We start from the raw sequence: 18,711 nt of genomic DNA on the forward strand, positions 1-18,711 counted from the left end.
ATATTAAAATAGCAAAATTTAACTTAAATATTATAATTTTACTAGTACTGTAAAATCCAATCTCAATGAGGATATACCTAAACAATAAAGGAGTAATTTTTTTGAACTACTATGATGCAAAGGAAAAGGAAAAGCAATACAATAATTCGAAAAGTGCTTGGGAAAAAGTTCAAATTGAGCATGAATTAAATCAGAAAGGTTATGAAAGAAAACCCGGTTTTGGACAATGGAATTTTGATAAAAAGAAAGAAAGCGATGATTCAGAGTCAGATTATTATTACGAGTCAAATTCTGCATCAGCAGACTCTGCTTCAGGAATAGGCGTACTAATAATCTTAGGTCTATTTGTATTGCTAATTATTGCTGCGTTATTTATTTATAATACTAGTTTATTATTATTCTTTTCTTTATTTATTCCGTTCTTGTTAATTAGTTTTATTAAAAATAAATTTGTAAAAGACCTTTTATCATTAATTCCTTTATATTTTTTAATTGATAAGTGGATATTGGTATCTTTGATTATTCATCTTTTCCCAAAACGAGTTAAAAATGTCTTTAACATTCACTTATTCTCGGTTATATATTCAGGCATGGTTTTATACTTCGGTTTTATTCAATTCAATGAGCTACGATTGGAAAAAAACATAGGATTTATTGATGGTTTTGTTAGATATAATTGGTTTTCTTTGTTAAACTCGGATCCAAAAGTGCTTTATTGGATTATCCCTATATATTTAATTATTATGATTCCTTCTATAATAATCTCTAATAGAAAAAACACGTAAACAATAGATGATACTTAATATCAAACTAGTATAAATGGAGCGTAAGAGTGGGATATATGTTACGTAGGCTGCTTCCGCACGTAAGGCTCTTATTCTCTAACATCAGTAATGGATGATATCGCAAATTATATATTACAAAAGGAGCAACCTTTTAACAGAAAATATTATTATTCTTATTTTTACTTTACGAGGGGGTAGAAATGTTAAAAACTATAACATCAGCTGAGAAACTAGTATATAAAAAGGCATCCGAATGGTTAGTTAGTAATTATGAGGCTATCAAATTAATGGATCCAGAATCGGTACATACTTTCCAAAATAGCTCAAACTTTATTCAAGGCTTTGTATATAGATGCTTAAAGTCAGCTTCAAAAGAAGTTTTGAATGTAAATTACGATTGGAATGGGCTAAGCGTACATAAATATGTAACACCTACAGCTCTCACTATGTTCGAGAATAAGAAGAAATGTTCGTTTATTAAAGAACATGTAGTTTGTAAGAACATTTATTTTAAAGAAATTATTGAAGAGTTGAAAAAAGAAAATCCCGACAGTGAAACAATCTTTCATGTTCTATTAAGATATTACTTTACAGCTCTAATAACAAAAGAGGAAGATAAAAAATTAGATGAATATGGGCTAAGAAGAGTCATGTGCGTTGGTAAAGAGTGGGATAAAGAGAGTTTATTTGTTAGGTATGAAACGGCAGGAATACAGTTAGTTGATAATCCTTATTATGTCTTAAAGTAGATGGTATATGTCGAGGCATAACTGTTGGAATTGCAAAGGAGTCAATCAGACGGTTGTTTGAAATTTGAATCACCTGTAGCCGTATGACTAAACCCTCAAACAAACTTTTGTTTGAAGTAAAATGCTGCAATTAATATGGATTTTATAAAGTTAACTTTTTACAGAGCGTGAAACATGGAACTTGTCCCTCAATCCCCAAAAACAAGTAATCATTGTGTGTCATTACATCACTCACTATGCGTATACTAAATTAAAATCGGCCCAATGAGAAGTGGTTATTCCTCATCGGGCCTTATTTTATGCTGAAAGTATTAAATTATCTCCACAAAAACGCAAACGCACTCTCCATACGATTTGCCATTTCCATGAATCCTAAATCATTTGGATGAATCCCATCAACCGTGCACTCGTGCCAATGGTCGCCTAACAATGTAGATCCATCTATAAACGAAATATGCTGATCTCCCTGTTGCTGCATTTTTTCAACAGTTGTTTTTGAGTATTCTCTACGCTCTTGTTGTTCATTGTACCCTGTGACCTCATCCTGCGCAAACCTTATTCGTGACACGATGATCATAGGAACATCAGGATGATATTCTCGTAACGTTTCGATAAACGGTACGAGTGTTGCTTTATACTGCTCAAGAGTTGCATTCGCCTCATAATCAAGCACAAAACAAGCCGGCCTATCGATTTCGCGGATGGTTAATGCTACTTCCTGTTCACCTTTTCCACTTCCAGAGAATCCTAGATTAATAAATTCCAGATTTATTCTTCGACTAAGGATATTTGTATACGACATACCAGGGCGGCTCGCACAACCACCTTGCGTAATAGAAGTTCCATAGAAAATCACTCGCTTATCTGATAGAAACGGAGTCGGCATGTCAATGATTGCATCTTGATTTGTACCAATTAAAACCTCTTCGACCCCCACATACAAAGGAAAATTCAATGTTACTTCCCTTTCATGTTCCTTATCATTCACTTCCCAAATCACTCGTTCATACGATTGCTCATGCACGGCTGGATAGGCGGACGCATAATACTGTTGCTGGCCAGGTTCTCCAACGTACACATCAAAGCCACACTGTCCTGAAGCAGGCATATGTCCCATACCAGCAATAGCCGTTAGCTTTACTTTAATTACAAGCTTAGACGCATTTGTACGAAACCGAATTTGTCCACCCGACGTATTATTTGCTAATTCATCTACTGCTGTAGGTAAGCCATAATCAGGTTTACTCGGTAGTCGACGATACCGCTCTTCCTTCTCAAACCACGCAAACCCACTTATCCGAAACGGCCCTTCCTTTGGATCATACCATCGTATCCCTTCTCTCACCACTCATCCCTCTTTCTGGGTCAGAGGGACAGGTCCCTCGTCCCACCATATTTTTACAGGGTCAGGGAACCTGTCCCCCTGTCCCACCAATGACTCACACTTAGATACTTCCCGCTGACACTATCCGGTTGTAGGTTTCGCCTCTACCCAGTGTTACATTGTCAGGGAATTGTTCGGGGCCGTCATAGCGAAGTCGCTCAGCCTCAAGTTCTTCTAGTTTTGATACGCTACCATCTATCCATAAGCGCAGTCGGTATTCTGCTGATTCCAGCCTTGTCAATACTCCTCCGTAGCGAATATCTAGCACTTCCCATCCGAACGGTTTATTCAAGGAAAACCAGACATCTCGATGAGCCCTTCGTAATCTATCAATCTCTTCTTTTAAAACATGTATCTTTTCTAGATGCTGCGTAACTTCCTCTTTATTTTCCCTATCATAGGCTGATTTTATCTCAATACCCAACTCTGCCTTCAAGCTTAATACCCTTGCTAGCTGATGATAAAAACTAAACAATAGTTCCATGCCCCGGTTACGTTCTTTAGCCGGTCGTAACTCATCTGCTATGCCAAGGTAATGCTCAGCAACCGGCAGTCCCTTTATATTTTCGTCAAATAGCCCGACTAACACATCCTGCCAAAGCAAGAATTTTGAAGGATTTGAGGAATATAAATTATCCTCCATGACCCCTGGGATCTCGTCAAGCTGGTTCAATAGAAGAAAATCATTTAGCTTGTAACCTGTACATGAGGTAAAACGTTCTTCCAAATGCTCTTTACTTACTTCTTGATGATATGTATATTCCGCGAATAGTTGTAACCCCGGAAGAGCGGTTTGAATTGGGGTTTCTGCTCCATTATCTCCCCACATCGTCGCAAAAACCTCTTTCACTCCTGTTTTTCGGCAGGCTTTAAGAGCCGCCTCTGTATTCCTAAATGCCCTCGCGTAATTTGGAGATATCCCATTCCATGTCCACAACCCTCCAGCAAAAAGAGGATCTGGTACAATCTGTTTATGGGTATTTAGCATTTCCTCATAATGGCTTTCTTCTGAATGATAGTAATCCCAGTACACCATTTGTACGTTTGGAATGGATTGTTTAACTTCCTCCAACACCGCAGAATCAAAATCATAATAGTTTCCATTCTGTGAAGCTAATCGAAAGTACATATCACTCCAAATCATTGGTTTCAGCCCGTACTCCTCTGTAATGGATACAACTTCTTGAAGATGTTGATTCATGATTTCAAACCGGTTCTGATAGCCGTTTTTTTCAATGTATTTTCCACGGCCTAATTGCAGTGCTTCATCCATCCCAATATGAATCCTTTTCGTACGATATGTCCTCGTCGCTGCCTCAATCAGTCTCTTTAAAAATTCATAGGTTTTCGGTTCACCGACAAGCAAAATATCATCTGTATCCTTGATGTCATTTGCATAGCCCCATTTTAACGCTTCCTTTAAATGAGCCAATGTTTGGATACAAGGGATCATCTCTATTCCTAATTGGAAGGCGTAGTCATCACAGTCTCGAATTTCATCCTCTGTGTATCTTCCGCGCATATATCCAAAGTAAGGGATTCCTGGAACCTCGTAGGTTTCCTCTGTATAAACCATTACCATATTCAAGCCCATCACGGCCATATTACGCAGTAACATCTTAATCCCATCAACCGTTAGCACTGCGTTTCTAGAAACATCAATCATCGCACCACTAGTCTCAAATTGTGGTTCTTCAGTAAGATGGAATTCATTGCTTTTTTCAAAATGTTGAAGCCATAGCCCGATCCCTCTGAAAAAATGAATCTTGTTTTCAAAGCTGATCCGCCCTTTTCCATCCTCATTATGTACAACCAAAGGGCCTTGACGATGTATCACTTCAATTGGATATCCGTCTTCAACAACTTCTATCCCCAAATCAGCACAAAGAATCGTAATCCCTTCTAACACCTCGTTCACATCACCCGTAAAATGTATCTTCATCTTCCATACCTCCTTCACTGGGACAGGGGGACAGGTACTCTGACCCACCAAATTTTTACTGGGACAAGGAACCTGTCCCTCTGACCCACCACAACAACAGATCTGGTAGGTCCCGCTCCCAGACTTTCCATAGGTGTTCGTCTTCTGATTCTATGTATTTCACATTTGCATGAGTTTCTAGAAAGCTATTATGCAATTGGCGGTTTCTTGTCAAAATGTATAATTTCTCATCTGAAATTGAGGATACAAACTCGTCTTCGTAGATGCCGACTGTCTGGTAGACATACCATCCTGACAAATCCATATTCTCCAACTTCGCTATATCTCCATCTGAAATAGCCGGAGATTGAAGCAATACATGCGTCCACTTTTCCGGCTGTTCTAATGCAATATTTAAACTGATATTTCCTGCTAACGAATCCCCTAAGAGACCTCTTTTTAAAATATTCGTAGCACCCAAGTTTCTTTCAAACTCAGGTATAAACTCATCATTCATAAAACGTAGGTACTGCTGGAAGAAGGCTCCTTTTCTACTAAACGATTCCCATCTTTCAACTGAATCTCCTGGATGGATCAGAACGAAAACAAGATGCTTAGACAGCTCAGGATTTACACGCACTAAATCCTGAACCGCCTTTTCAAGTCCACCTAACTCTAAATAGTCCTTACCATCCTGGACATATAACACATATGCATCTTCAATATGTTCGCTAGTCGTGATAACCATATAATCGAGTGATTTATTTAAATGAGAACTATAAAATGTATGATTGCATTTTTTCAAAGTATTTAGCTCCTTTTTAGCTAAATTGGTGCAAGGAAATTGCCCCGTATAGTCCAGCTTTGTTGCCAAACTGTGATCTCAAAATTTTCACATCTGCGTAACTATCCATAATGTGTTGCTGAACTTTTTCAGAAACGAGTTTGATAGACAAATCTTGTTCCATAATTCCTCCACCTAAAATGACACATGGAGGGTTGAAGATATGAATTAAACTAGCAATACCAAGTGCCACTTCATTTGTCCACGTATCAAATACCTCAGACAACCTCTCGTCGCCATCTTGGATCATCTCAAACAGCTTCCTACCGTTTGTACAGTCCGGATTTACCTTTTTGGCTTCTCTAATCAATGCTGTTGTGGAGCCATATTGTTCATAGCAGCCTCGTTTCCCACAACCACAAGGGATTCCGTTAGGATAATGATTCGCATGGCCAAATTCACCCGCAATTCCCGTAACACCGCGATGTAGCTTTGAATCTATGACAATCGCACCGCCGATACCTGTCCCGAACGTTAAAAAGAGAAAATCGCGATAGTCCTTGCCAACTCCGTAATATTTTTCACCAAGAGCTGCTGCATTTACATCGTTTTCTACCTTAACAGGCACGTTACACTTTGCTTCTAAAAGGTCCTTTATTCGTGTACCAGTATAGTTTGGCAGATTATCATTTGCATAGATAATATACCCTTCCTCACTGTTCACTTGACCAGCGGTACTAACGCTAATTGCATCGATATCAGGGTACTGCGTAATAAGATCCTCTAATTTCTGAATGATCGCAGGACCACCCTTTTCTCTTTCCGTTTCAACTTCGTGAAAGGACACCAGTTTTCCACTCTCATCATTTACGCCATATTTTATCGATGTCCCGCCAATATCCGCAGCAAATATTTTCATCTCTCTCACCTCAATGTGGGTCACAGGGACAAGTCCACCGTCCCACCATTTTTTTACAGGGACAAGGAACCTGTCCCACTAGTTTTGCGTAGTTGTATTAAATTTGAAAAAAAGTAATATTTTTACATTTCTTTTTTCTCACGGGAGCAAAAACGACAATCTTAAATAAGATTGTTGTTTGTTCCCATTTTTTGGTATTTACTTCAATTACTTAATTTTCCGTTTAATACGTTTCTTTTTCTCACCGATTAGCGCAACACTACCATAGAATACTTTTTCCTCTGGTTTATCCGGAATCTTTTGTCGACCTTTTGAAGTCTTTTTAGGTTTAAATTCTAATGCGTTTATAAAGACTTCCCATGTTTTATCAAAGTAAGTTCTAATATTTGTAAGAATAAATTTTAGGCTTTTTTGTGATTTTGTTTTTAGCTTAACAATAAGTGTTAATATATAGGCAATCATCCCTATAAACATCTGGTTCCATATTCCTTGTGGCTTTGTACTCCAGACTTTTGTAAACCGCAAGGATTGCTTAACCCATTTAAAGAAAAGTTCAATAATCCAACGATTTTTATAAATTTCCGCAATCTCAGTTGCTTTTAAATCCCATCTAGTAGTAGCTAGCCTGTATACTTTACCCTCTTCATCAAGAAATTCCACTAGTCTAATTGGTTTCATCTTACCTGTTTCGCCCAAAATCACCTTAACATCTCTTTGGATATTTGACCCTTCGGGTACTTCATATTCTTCTAAGGTTCTTTCGACGAGTTTCCCTCTTAGTCGAACAACAAATTTAATTTCTTTCTTAATCCATTCGTTCATGCGAAAGAGGTCCATATAGCCACGGTCCATCACATATGTGGCATCTGATTTTTCTATTAACAGATCTCCACCTTCGTGATCTTGTACCTTACCGTTTGAAGGAACAATTTTATCTGGATAGTGTACGTCTGGTGAAGCGACAACCAAGCGTGTATGCATTTTTACAACTGTCCAGCCCTTGGTTACATAAGCCCATTTTGATAAAACGGATGGAAGTTTTATATGTGTCGCATCTACGATGCGAAGTTTTCCAACGTTCCGAGGTAGACCAGTGAATTCTTTTGTATAATATTCAAGTTCTTCTACTACTTTGAAAAAAAGGTTTTGGAGTATGTTGGTGTCTAACTCATTAATTCTCCGACTTAACTGTGAACTACTAATACTATCTACACCGATGTATTCCATTAGGTCTTTATGTGCGCCCATCTTTATATCAAATTCGGGATAAGATTCCCATTTACCCAATTGGGCAGCTACAAAAACTTTAACAAGTCCTTCAATTGTAAGTTTTTTCGAATCGTAGTTTAGAATAGGACAAGCCAAATCTTCTGTAGGTAATAATGACAAACATTGACGAATTACAGTATCTTCAGTTATCATAATCTTATTGTTTTTGAGGCTCCTTTGTAGAAAGTTTGTTTATGGGAACAAACATCTAACATTTCTACTTTAGGAGCTTTTTTTGTGTTTGTCTAGATATTTACCAGAGTGTTTACATTTTATGGAACCTATGCAAAGCTAGTGAACCTGTCCCCCTGACCCTCTCCTGTCCTAATCCTGTAGGACTTGTAAGAATCGTTTTGTAATTTCTTGTGGGCGTGTGATGGCAGACCCAACAACGGCTGAATGAACGCCTGTTGCAAAGACTTCCTTTAATTCTTCAGGTGACGAGATGCCGCCCTCAGCAATTACCGGTATCGATAAATGATCCACAAATTGCTTAATCAAATCAACGTTTGGTAATTTTACGCCCTTTGTGTACTCTGTATAGCCGCATAGTGTTGTTCCTGCAGCATCAAATCCCAATTTTTCTGCTTGAATGCCCTCTTCAAGTGTCGAGCAGTCCGCCATAAATAATTGATTTGGATATTTCCTTCTAATTTCTGGGAATATCTCTGCAATGGTATATCCATCCGGTCGCACTCGACTAGTGGCATCCAAAGCAATCATATCTACCCCTTCAGCTACGAGAAGGTCGATTTCCTTCATTGTGGGTGTGATAAACACATCCGAATTGTCATAGTCCTGTTTGATAATGCCGATAATGGGCAAGTCCGTTACTTTTTTAATTTCGTGAATGTCTTCTACCGTGTTAGCCCGAATTCCACTTGCACCTGCTTGGGTAGCAGCAATAGCCATTTTACTCATGATAAAGGAGCTATGCAGCGGTTCATTAGGCAATGCCTGGCAAGACACGACTAACTTTTTATGAATTTTGTCAAAAAACGCTTGTTTGTTATCCATTCGTTACACTCCAGTTAGTTACTAATCCAAAGGATTATTATTTGAAGGGTCTTCTAGTACGTTCCACCATTGGTAATCCTCGAGATACACCGTATCAAACAGCATTACTCCGTTGGTTCGTTCCTTACATAGCTGAACAGCCTTCTTAAATTGTTCAACATTGTCCGTATAATCCTTTAAATATAAACTAGCAATAACCGGGATTTTTCCATTAATAGCTTCCTTACTCATCTCAATGGCACCTTCTACACTATACCAACTAGCAGGTCTCCCATTGCTTTCCGCTTCTTCGATCGTAACCTCTGGGTAATAACAGCCAGTCATGATAAAATCAAATTCCTCTGCATAGCCAGATGTATGATACGTGTCAGCCGTCCATTCCAATGAAGGATGATAGGTTTCGCTCCCCCAGTTAACACCTTCGTTATAATAAAGTGGATACCATGAACCCACATAGATTGTAAAAATCAAATCAGAATTCTTTGTCTTAACCACATTTTTGGCTTTTTGAACAAAGTTTTTAATATTTTTTGCACGGAACTCTGCCCACTTCGGAAAAAGAGGACCAAAAACAGGTTTCTTTTCTTCAATCGTCATAATGTCCTCTGGCCAGTTTTTCACTTCTTGGCCAATATACGCTTCAAACTTCGATCTACTTAACTTGCTAAAATCCCCATAAATATTCGGATATCGGCATCTATCTAAGACAACGCCATCTAGGTCATAATTACGTATAATTTCTTGAATGATATTTAGTTCATATGCTTCAACCTCAGGGTGAATCGGATTTACAAAGACGGTTGGGTCATTGTGATTTTCCGCTGCTGTCAGCATATCTGAAAGTGCATCGTTATATTTCACAACCTGCCACTCGGGCTTGTCATATACCATTCCTTCTTTGTCGATTCCATTTCCTTCAGCAAATACATCAACATTTGCGATAACCTTCAAGCCAGAGCCTTGTGCATGATGAATCATTTCTTGAAGAAAATCTCTGCCTTTCCAAGCGTGGTACTGTTCATCCTTCATTTCACTCACATGATAGGCAAACTCACTCTGATAGGTAGTAAAGCCATATGGGATTTTTGCATCAATCACAAGATGTGTAATCCTACTTTTTACCGCATGCTGGATTAGCTCTTTCATTTTTTCTGGGTCTAGCAATCTCGTACCATTTGCTAAAAAATCCACCCATAGTATGTTTGATTGGTCCATTTTACTCACCCTTTCTTTAAAGGTTGTTCAAAACGTCCGGTGAAAATGACACATCGATTTCTATGTTGGCTTGCTTCTTCGTTCCTCACGTATTAGCTGCATGCAGTTGGTACGCGGGAGCTACGCAGCCTCAAACTTTCAACTCGTGTCGACAAGACGCACACGTCAACCGGTCCTTTTCACCCTACTTTTTGAACACGTATTTATAGGTCAATATCTTCTGGCCAATGTAGCTGAACGCCATTTTTCACTAATAGACTTTGATAGTCTTGTAAGTGTTTTTCCTCTTGTCGTACCTGATGTGGAGTAATATTGTTTACTAGCGCATACGCTGCTAGATAACCTGCAGACTCACCAATATTCCATTCCGTCGGATGAAGTCTATAGCATCCATTTGTGATCTGAGTCGTCCCGATATTTTTACAAGCAGGGAGTAGGTTCTTTACACGGATTGGTAATAGCGCACCAAGTGGTATTTCATACGGATAGTTCGGAATGTAAAAGCTTCGTTTTGAAACCGTTGTGTGATGCAAATCCAAATGATAGCTTCCAACACCTACACTATCGTAATACTCACATATCCCTTGATCGCCTCTTATTTCCTTACTAACATCATTTTCTGTGATGGTGTATACAGCCTTGATTCTCCTTGATTCACGGATATACGGGTATTTGGCAAGGCCGTCTTCTGTATCCAATACATCTTTACGGAGCCTTAAGCCAGGGTAGCCCTTCCCACCATCCAATCTTGGAGCTTCTGTTTGAAGCCAGTACAAGAGGGATAAGCTTTGTTGCTTCGCGTTGAATAAATTCTTTTCGACTTCCTCATCCGATACTCCGTAGATTGGTCCGAGAAAATAGTCATTCTGTGCCCAGTTGATGAGAGAAATATCACCTTCATATAAATCTCCATCTATATTCTCTGTATCTAGTATTCTTCGATATGTAAATAAGGAAGGAATCCCTTCATCATTAGGGAATAACGTAAATTGCTTGAGCTTTGATGTATCATCTGCATCTGTTGCATACCAGCTAAAAAGAGGCAGATGTGAGAAGCTGGGCATATACTCACGCCAAAAGTCATACTGTTTAGGCTTCTCGATGGTAAAATTTCCACCTTCAACATAATCAACCGCAAACACATACGTAAACGATTGCATATCGATCGGATTTGCTTCCTCAAGTGCATGTGGTTCGCCAGTTTCTTTTCTAGACTCCGCACCTGATACATATTCCACACCGGCAAGCGGTAGAACATCCCCACATTCAGTAGCATCTAAAAAGTATTGACCGACTAACTCGACTTTTTTAGGTTCGCTGATGTGAGCAACCATGACAGATTTTACGTTGTCCTCTTCTGTCTTCGCTTCTACCGGTTTATAGTTATAAAGAACTTTTATTTTCCCGCTGTTCAGGTACGGGGCAAGCATGTCTTCAATTACCTTTAAGGCAACCTTTGGTTCATGTGCTAGCCGACTAACCCAACCATTACCGGGGTTTAAGATTTCATTCTCTCTTGCTTCCTTCGTAAGTGGATAATTCTCTCGATAATATTGACGTACCCTATTTCTGAATTCTCTGTACGTCTCCGTGCTTCCATATTTCTCAATCCATTTATGTTCATCAGGAGGTACCGCCTGACTCGTCAACTGCCCACCAAGCCAATCCGTCTCTTCCGTCATAATGACCTTCAAACCCATCTTAGCGACAGCCAAGGATGCCATGCACCCACCTAAACCTCCACCAATCACAACAACATCAGCACACTCTTGTCTAACCATCACAAGCAACTCCTCCGTGGGACAGGGGGACAGGTCCACTGACCCACCATATTTTTACAGGGACAAGGAACCTGTCCCCCTGTCCCATTTTATTTAGGTATATGCTCTACATTCAGCCCGACTTCGAACATTCGGCTCCAAGGCATATAGCATTCTTTGATTACGATTTCGTTGTCGTCATCATTGAGATGTTCTTTCGTAAATTCATTCAATTTTTCCTGAACAATTTCAGAAACTTTTCCATTTGTTCCGTCTACAAGAAAATAGTCAAAACCTAGTTTAGGCAATATATTATTCGTGACATTTTTTCTGACAGAACTGCAATAGCCTGCATCTTCTACATAACGCAATGCTAGAAAATTCGTATGGGTTTGGTTGCTACCATATATATTGTGGAGCATCCCTTGCGCAATACAGGTTCCGAGTGTATTTGAACTCGTATTCCAACCTGCATATCCAGCTAATTTAAATAGAAGGTTCTTTCTTTTTAATAGCTTTAGGAGCCCCAAATCGGATCCGTTTGCAAATGCCACATCCCCCACTACAACTGGGATGTTTCTTTCTTTTATTGTAAAATCAAGCTGTTCCACAAAATCAATCAGATTTCGATTCACCTGATATACTGTACTTAAATTATCTTGGTATGCCGCCTCCATCATTGGTTCTACCGGCGAATTCACATATAACGCAAAATCTGCTTCATTCATATTGGAGGTGATCAGTCCACCTGCAGCCAGGATTTGATATTTAAGCGTCTCCATTAATGGCCGATCTTCATATAAAGGCGTTACAGATGGGCCTTGTTCACTTGAAAAAACTGGGTATACCAATGGTCTCTTACTCTTGAAGCTGTTGACCATTCTTGCCAACAACGTACATCCGACCTCATCTGCCCCTGGATACATATACACATCTAGTTCAAGATTCTGAGAGGCAATCGCACCTCGGACCTCTTGCTGATCAATCGCCGTCCATCCGTAAGGTGCGGAATCATCCTGAGGAATAATCAAGAAATCTATCAATCCATTATCCACATACTCAAGGACAAGTTTATTTACCTCAACATTGATTTTTCTCCGAGATAAATAGTCATCGACTACTTCTCGTGGTAGTTGTTGCTTTAGGTTTTCATACTGCTTTTGCTCTTCTTCAGATGAAAGATTGGCAGAAATGAGATGATGCAACCTCCCGTATTGAAAAATCTCACTACCCCACTCACCATAATAATCCGGTTCTTCATCATTACTTGAATACTTAGGGCATCTCATGATTAAGTTGAAGGCGTATATTTTCACGTCTGGATTTATTTCTTTTATTCGAGATAGCCTTGCGAGTGCGTCCCTACACTCTTCCAATGTAAGAGAGTGCAAGCGAGAAGGAATGATTCCCCCATATAACAATGTATCAATTGAAAGGATCAGACCATCTGAATCTGCCGCTGCCTCAAAGAGCCATTCCCAAATTTTTTCCGTGTTTCCTGATGTTTTTTTATTCCCCATCAGAGATAAAGGTGGTCTTACAAGACTCACTTCCCCGTGGGTCAAGGGACCTGTCCCTCTGTCCCACTCCTGGGACACGGGACCTGTCCCCCCGTCCCACTCTGTCATGAGGCTTGGGAAAGCGTAGTTGCATGGGCGTTCGTCTAATGGGATATAAGCAATTTTGTACATGTGATATCTCCCTTTTTCGTTATCCTTTTACTGCACCTGATATTCCTTCCATATAATACTTTTGTGTGAATAGGAACACGATGATGATTGGTAATACGGAGATTACCGTTCCAGCTGCGATCCACCCAAAGTTATATGAGAATTGACCATTTAAGAAGCTTAGTGCAGATGCTAATGGGTATTTTTCTGTTTCCAACACTATGATTGGCCATAGGAAACTATTCCAGTTCGCCATAAATTCAAATAATCCAACAACTGCGACAGCTGGTTTGATCATCGGCATCATTAATTGAACCCAGATTCTGAATTCAGAAGCGCCGTCCATTTTTCCGGAGTCTCTTATATCCGTTGGGATTCCCATGAATGCCTGTCTGAATAGGAATACATTAAATACGGAAACTAGCGTAGGTAGAACAACACCAGTGAAGGTATTGATTAATCCCATATTATTAATCGTTAAATAGTTAACAACAAGCGCTGCTGCTGCAGGAATAATCATTGTTGAAACGAGTAATAGGAAGATAAAATTTCTTCCCTTGAATCGAAAAATCGCTAATGGATATGCCGTTAACGCACTAAATATAATACTTAATGTGACACCTAGGAAGGTGATGATAACCGTATTCCATATATACTTAAGAAAATCCATATACTCCCATACTTCTATATAGTTCTTAAAGTCAATGAAGGTTGGAAGTATTGCAGGTGGAAAGGCAAAAATGTTTTTCCCAGGCATTAGTGATACGCTTAATAGCCAAAGGAATGGCCCCATCATGAAGAGGGCAAATATAAGTAACAATACATACACGAAAAATTTACTGATAACTTTTTTAGCTAGATTCGTATTTTTCATAGGGACATCCATATTAATATGGATTTACACCACCCTTCTTGTTAAATACGAAGACGAAAATACTGAAGAACATGATAATGAAACTTACGATTAATCCGAGTGCAGATGAATATCCAAATTCAAACTGTTCAAATCCTTGCTGGTAGATATACACACTACTTGTTAGTGTTGCATTACCAGGACCACCCGACGTTAAGACGAATACTTCATCAAATACACGAATCGCTGCCATTAAAGAAACGAGTGTACATAAGAACACATATGGTTTTAACAACGGAATGGTAATCTTACGAATGATTTGGAAGTTACTTGCACCATCGATTCTTGCTGCCTCAATACAATCGGTCGGTACAGCTTGAAGGCCCGCAAGATAAATCATCATATAATACCCTAGACCCTTCCATAAGGTAATAAACATAAGAGCCCATAATGCTGTATCTTTATCAGACAACCAGTTAATCTTTTCGTCTAGTAAACCAACAGACATTAAGAGATAGTTAAGTACCCCATTCGAGCTCATTAACCAACCCCAGATGATCGCAACTGCAACCATGGAAGTAACAACCGGAATATAATAAGCTGTTCTGAAAAACTTAATACCCGCTATATTTCGATTAACTAGAATGGCCATTAAGATGGAGATGATTTGGATAAAAGGCACGATAATCATATATAGTAGAGAGTTTTTAATCGAAGCAATAAAATCAACGTCAGAAAATGCACGCTTAAAGTTCTCAAGTCCTACGAAGGCTGTTTCACCTATAACCGAGTAGTTGGTAAATGCCAAAGGTAGACTGAAAATGATCGGCCAAAAGGTAAACAGGGCAAGCAATACTAACCCTGGTGCCATAAAAAGCCACGCTGTTTGAACCTCTGAAAATCTGCTATAACCAGTAGCCCTTTTCTTTCCCATAGGGTGTTTCCTCCTATCTAATCAATGCGCCTTGGCGAATTCGAGCTTAGACTTTTACTCCACACGAGGTGGGACATCGCTCGAAAAATTCCTTTGAAAAATCGCATGTCTCCGCCAAAGCCTTTACTTATTATTCAGACTTTGCTGAATAAAAGTAAATGGGCAGAAATTCATCTGCCCATTCAGTTTTCATATGATCAAATACGCCATTGCGTATTTGCAACCCGACTTTTTAGGCCACACGAGGTGGGTCACAAAGACGTTGCCACAGGATGTGGCGTTCTTAGTCTTTTATCTTACGCTCGAAAACTTCCTCTGAAAAATCGTGGCATCCGCTGGTGGCTAACTTTATAACCCCCAAGCAAATTAGGTCCACTTTTCATTCATCTCCCACCAAAAATGTGAGGGAAATCTTCTGAATAAAGTTAACGAGCTAGAATATCATTAACTTCTTTCTCAGCTGCTTCAAGCTCAGCATCTAGATCTTGATCATTAATGTAGATGTTTTGTAGATGTTTATTGATTGCACTATCTACATCTCCTGCGTTTTCAATACCAAGGTAGAAGTCTGTTGCTTTGTCTAAGCTTTCAACAGAAGCAGTTAGAGCTTGACCTTCTAATGTTCCATCGTTCTTATAGAAGTGCTCATCCTTCGCAGCTTCTTTAGTAGAAGGAAGTGTGTTTGCTACTTTCGAGAATGCTAATTGATTCGCATCATTTGTTACATAATGTGCAAATGCTGTTGCAGCGTCTACATTCTTAGATGCCTTAGGGACAACTAGATTCATAGTGTTTGTAAAACGAATACCTGCTTTACCAACTGGTGCTGGTACAGCGATTGTATTTTCATATACATCTGGTGAAGCTGTTTTTAATTGGTTAATAAAAGAAGAACTTGAGATAATCATACCTACTTGTTCACTACCAAATAATTGAACTTGCTTATCGAATGCTGGAATATCCTTAGGAATAACTCCTGCTTCAATTAGATCAATGTTGCCTTGGATGTATTCTTTTACTTCATCGTTATTGAAAATTGCTTTATCATCTTCTACAATTTTGAAACCTTCTTCAAGGATAGAACGTGTTTCCATTGTGAATACATATCCAAAAGAATCATTTTTCTCTGCAATTTGTTTACCCCAATTTGCAAGATCTGCTTTTGTTTCTGGAGGATTGCTTACATCAAGACCAGCTTTTTCAGCTAAATTCTTATTGATATAAAGAACCGGAATACCTGTATACCAAGGAAGTGCATAGGCACCATCACCTTGTGCAGTAGAATTATAGATTCCCTCAAAGTAAATACCTTTTTGCTCATCTGTTAATTGTTGGTTAAAATCAACTAAGGCATCTTTTGAAGCCATTTGTTGTGCCATAACTGTATTTAAGTTAACTACATCTGGAGCTTGTTTACTTGCAATACTTGTTAATAATTTGTTCTGAACCGCATCATACGGGAAGTCCTTCCAGTCAATTTTCACACCAGGATTTTCTTCTTCGTATTTTGCAATTAGATCATTGAAATAATCATTGAATGTTGGTTGAAGAGAGATTGTCCAGAATTCAACCGTTGTTTCTTTGTCCTTGCCGCCTTTTTCTGAATCTGAATCTTTTGCTCCCGTGTCTTCAGAGTTACATGCTGCCAATACTCCAAAAACTAATAAAAACATCATAGCTACTGTGACTACTTTTTTAAAACCTTTACTCATTGCAATTCACCCCACTGATATTTTTTATTTATGTAATATCTAGTTGTTTTGCATGCTCCATGAACGAGAACCAAAACCATCTTCATGAAGCGTTTTGATAAGAGAATCAGCTCCCTAATAAAAATGTATCACCTTTTGGAGATTTAATCCACCTTTTTATTTAAAAAATAAAAAAATCTCCATTTTTGTACTAAATTCACTCAATTCTAGTTTCTGTATTTTTTTCAAACATTGCAAAATATACAGTAAGCGCTATCAAACTAAAACTGATAAGTAACGGAATAAACTTTAGATAGATTGATAGAATAATGACTACCATCGTGATAAACATAACTAACAAAGGCTTTACTGGTTTTCTGATGAATAAAATAAAACTAGTAATAAAGAGCCTTCTTATACGAGACTCTCCTAAAATGAATAATTTTATGATATTGCTGCACATACCTGAGAAAAGAAGAACCAAGAGTATTGTAAAAGGTAGCAGGAAATTCTGTAACTCATTCGGCATATAAAACACAGCAATAATATCCCCAATTATTACTACTGAAGTAAAAAAGAGTACGACCCAGATTTTCATTCCTTTTTTCAAATACGTATAAAAAAGGGTGAAAAATTGTTTCCACGCTGGGACAGCTTCTTCCTCGGACATGGATTTAACTGCTCCAACTAGTGCTACAAACGAAGGTATTGCCGTTACGATTGGTAGGGAACATACAATGAACAAAAAATTGACGATCAGTAAATCAACGATATATTCAAGAACCTCAAACAATTTATTATTTTGGGGAACCATTCTATTTCACCTTTTCTATTACATGATTAATACAGCTTATCTAAAACGGACTCTGCTGTATTTTTGATTGCTGTAGATGCCTGTTCTTTGTTTTTGAGTGCTGCATTCGTTGCCAATACATCTAATAGAAGAAGCTGGGCAATTTTCGATGAGAAAATTCCTCCTTCAAATGGAGATTCTTTATTAGCCGCTAGAAAAATGAGATTCGCATATTTGGTAATAGGTGATCTTGCTTGGTTGGTAATACAAATGATATAGGCATGATTATCTTTTGCGATTTTTACTGCATCTACGACGTCTTTTGTACTCCCTGATGAGGAGATGGCAATAATTAAATCATCTTCCCCTAATAAAGAGGCAGTCATTGACATAATATGTGAATCAGAAACATGCTCCGTATTATATCCCAGCCTCATTAATCGATGTTTTCCATCTAGAGCCGTAAATCCAGATGACCCCACTCCAAAGAAATAGATTTTTTTAGCACTGTTAATCTTTTCAACTGCAGCTTCTAGAATACTTTCTTGATACAACGCCACTGTATCGTTTATCGCGCTAATGTTTTGGTTCGCTATTTTCTTTGTGATCACATCCACGGAATCATTTTCATCAATTTTTCCATAAACATGCTCGTCCACTTCCATTAAATTTTGTGCGACGGCTAATTTAAATTCCTGAAACCCTCGATAACCTAGTTTTCTACAAAAACGCAGAACCGTCGTTTCACCAACCCCAACCACTTCTGCTAAATCAGTGACAGAGGAATACACAGCTTCTGCATGATGGACCAAAATATAGTCGGCGACCTTTTGCTCGGTTTTCGTAAGCGAGTTATATACAGATTGAATAACCAAAAGAGGGTTCACTTTCTCAGTCTTCAGCATAAAAATTCTCCTTTATATAAAATCTCAATTTCCAATGAAGAAACGTTCCTCCATTTCACTTA

At 38.6% G+C, this 18,711-nt stretch carries 16 protein-coding genes; 2 read left to right on the forward strand and 14 right to left on the reverse strand.

The window, feature by feature from the left end; translation table 11 throughout:
* Nucleotides 1-101 precede the first annotated feature (101 nt).
* Nucleotides 102-785 (forward strand): hypothetical protein, encoded by a 684-nt coding sequence (locus ACWNMY_RS09060; protein ID WP_449537905.1) that lies wholly within the window; start codon nt 102-104, stop codon nt 783-785.
* A gap of 200 nt (nt 786-985) precedes the next feature.
* Nucleotides 986-1,534, forward strand: coding sequence for a hypothetical protein (locus ACWNMY_RS09065; RefSeq protein WP_449537906.1), 549 nt, complete (start codon nt 986-988; stop codon nt 1,532-1,534).
* A 316-nt stretch (nt 1,535-1,850) separates the two neighbouring features.
* On the opposite strand, the gene ACWNMY_RS09070 is transcribed toward ACWNMY_RS09065, so the two are convergent.
* The 14 genes from ACWNMY_RS09070 to ACWNMY_RS09135 form a co-directional block, all read right to left on the reverse strand.
* The gene (locus ACWNMY_RS09070) at nt 1,851-2,879 is read right to left on the reverse strand and encodes an SGNH/GDSL hydrolase family protein (protein WP_449537907.1); all 1,029 of its coding nucleotides are present in this window, start codon (nt 2,877-2,879) and stop codon (nt 1,851-1,853) included.
* A 100-nt stretch (nt 2,880-2,979) separates the two neighbouring features.
* Nucleotides 2,980-4,860 (reverse strand): family 20 glycosylhydrolase, encoded by a 1,881-nt coding sequence (locus ACWNMY_RS09075; RefSeq protein ID WP_449537908.1) that lies wholly within the window; start codon nt 4,858-4,860, stop codon nt 2,980-2,982.
* A 55-nt stretch (nt 4,861-4,915) separates the two neighbouring features.
* A complete protein-coding gene (locus ACWNMY_RS09080; RefSeq protein ID WP_449537909.1) occupies nt 4,916-5,644 on the reverse strand; it encodes an alpha/beta hydrolase in 729 nt (242 codons plus the stop codon).
* A gap of 16 nt (nt 5,645-5,660) precedes the next feature.
* Nucleotides 5,661-6,542 carry an ROK family protein gene (locus tag ACWNMY_RS09085; protein ID WP_449537910.1) on the reverse strand — a complete coding sequence of 294 codons (882 nt, stop codon included), beginning with the start codon at nt 6,540-6,542 and terminating at the stop codon, nt 5,661-5,663.
* Nucleotides 6,543-6,749: 207 nt separating this feature from the next.
* Complete coding sequence (locus ACWNMY_RS09090; protein WP_449537911.1) at nt 6,750-7,964, reverse strand: IS4 family transposase; 1,215 nt, start codon at nt 7,962-7,964, stop codon at nt 6,750-6,752.
* 171 nt (nt 7,965-8,135) lie between these two features.
* Nucleotides 8,136-8,828, reverse strand: coding sequence for an N-acetylmannosamine-6-phosphate 2-epimerase (locus tag ACWNMY_RS09095; RefSeq protein ID WP_449537912.1), 693 nt, complete (start codon nt 8,826-8,828; stop codon nt 8,136-8,138).
* 21 nt (nt 8,829-8,849) lie between these two features.
* Nucleotides 8,850-10,043 carry an alpha amylase family protein gene (locus ACWNMY_RS09100; protein ID WP_449537913.1) on the reverse strand — a complete coding sequence of 398 codons (1,194 nt, stop codon included), beginning with the start codon at nt 10,041-10,043 and terminating at the stop codon, nt 8,850-8,852.
* A 203-nt stretch (nt 10,044-10,246) separates the two neighbouring features.
* Complete coding sequence (locus ACWNMY_RS09105; protein WP_449537914.1) at nt 10,247-11,824, reverse strand: FAD-dependent oxidoreductase; 1,578 nt, start codon at nt 11,822-11,824, stop codon at nt 10,247-10,249.
* A gap of 89 nt (nt 11,825-11,913) precedes the next feature.
* The gene (locus tag ACWNMY_RS09110; protein WP_449537915.1) at nt 11,914-13,494 is read right to left on the reverse strand and encodes a DUF4127 family protein; all 1,581 of its coding nucleotides are present in this window, start codon (nt 13,492-13,494) and stop codon (nt 11,914-11,916) included.
* A 19-nt stretch (nt 13,495-13,513) separates the two neighbouring features.
* Nucleotides 13,514-14,347, reverse strand: coding sequence for a carbohydrate ABC transporter permease (locus tag ACWNMY_RS09115; protein ID WP_449537916.1), 834 nt, complete (start codon nt 14,345-14,347; stop codon nt 13,514-13,516).
* Between the two features lie 13 nt (nt 14,348-14,360).
* Nucleotides 14,361-15,260 carry a carbohydrate ABC transporter permease gene (locus ACWNMY_RS09120; protein ID WP_449537917.1) on the reverse strand — a complete coding sequence of 300 codons (900 nt, stop codon included), beginning with the start codon at nt 15,258-15,260 and terminating at the stop codon, nt 14,361-14,363.
* A 425-nt stretch (nt 15,261-15,685) separates the two neighbouring features.
* The gene (locus ACWNMY_RS09125; RefSeq protein ID WP_449537918.1) at nt 15,686-16,972 is read right to left on the reverse strand and encodes an ABC transporter substrate-binding protein; all 1,287 of its coding nucleotides are present in this window, start codon (nt 16,970-16,972) and stop codon (nt 15,686-15,688) included.
* A gap of 196 nt (nt 16,973-17,168) precedes the next feature.
* Nucleotides 17,169-17,765, reverse strand: a complete 597-nt coding sequence (locus ACWNMY_RS09130; RefSeq protein ID WP_449537919.1) for a DUF624 domain-containing protein — start codon at nt 17,763-17,765, stop codon at nt 17,169-17,171.
* Nucleotides 17,766-17,791: 26 nt separating this feature from the next.
* Nucleotides 17,792-18,649, reverse strand: coding sequence for a MurR/RpiR family transcriptional regulator (locus ACWNMY_RS09135; protein ID WP_449537920.1), 858 nt, complete (start codon nt 18,647-18,649; stop codon nt 17,792-17,794).
* Between the last annotated feature and the right edge of the window lie 62 nt (nt 18,650-18,711).

It is taken from the genome of Ferdinandcohnia sp. Marseille-Q9671, from assembly GCF_976954385.1.

Bases quoted from the DNA above. Each gene is read 5' to 3' on its own strand.
- ACWNMY_RS09105 (WP_449537914.1), bottom strand. From the start codon at position 11,824: ATGGTTAGACAAGAGTGTGCTGATGTTGTTGTGATTGGTGGAGGTTTA.
- ACWNMY_RS09130 (WP_449537919.1), bottom strand. From the start codon at position 17,765: ATGGTTCCCCAAAATAATAAATTGTTTGAGGTTCTTGAATATATCGTT.
- ACWNMY_RS09075 (WP_449537908.1), bottom strand. From the start codon at position 4,860: ATGAAGATACATTTTACGGGTGATGTGAACGAGGTGTTAGAAGGGATT.
- ACWNMY_RS09065 (WP_449537906.1), top strand. From the start codon at position 986: ATGTTAAAAACTATAACATCAGCTGAGAAACTAGTATATAAAAAGGCA.
- ACWNMY_RS09120 (WP_449537917.1), bottom strand. From the start codon at position 15,260: ATGGGAAAGAAAAGGGCTACTGGTTATAGCAGATTTTCAGAGGTTCAA.
- ACWNMY_RS09115 (WP_449537916.1), bottom strand. From the start codon at position 14,347: ATGAAAAATACGAATCTAGCTAAAAAAGTTATCAGTAAATTTTTCGTG.
- ACWNMY_RS09090 (WP_449537911.1), bottom strand. From the start codon at position 7,964: ATGATAACTGAAGATACTGTAATTCGTCAATGTTTGTCATTATTACCT.
- ACWNMY_RS09100 (WP_449537913.1), bottom strand. From the start codon at position 10,043: ATGGACCAATCAAACATACTATGGGTGGATTTTTTAGCAAATGGTACG.
- ACWNMY_RS09125 (WP_449537918.1), bottom strand. From the start codon at position 16,972: ATGAGTAAAGGTTTTAAAAAAGTAGTCACAGTAGCTATGATGTTTTTA.
- ACWNMY_RS09135 (WP_449537920.1), bottom strand. From the start codon at position 18,649: ATGCTGAAGACTGAGAAAGTGAACCCTCTTTTGGTTATTCAATCTGTA.
- ACWNMY_RS09085 (WP_449537910.1), bottom strand. From the start codon at position 6,542: ATGAAAATATTTGCTGCGGATATTGGCGGGACATCGATAAAATATGGC.
- ACWNMY_RS09110 (WP_449537915.1), bottom strand. From the start codon at position 13,494: ATGTACAAAATTGCTTATATCCCATTAGACGAACGCCCATGCAACTAC.
- ACWNMY_RS09095 (WP_449537912.1), bottom strand. From the start codon at position 8,828: ATGGATAACAAACAAGCGTTTTTTGACAAAATTCATAAAAAGTTAGTC.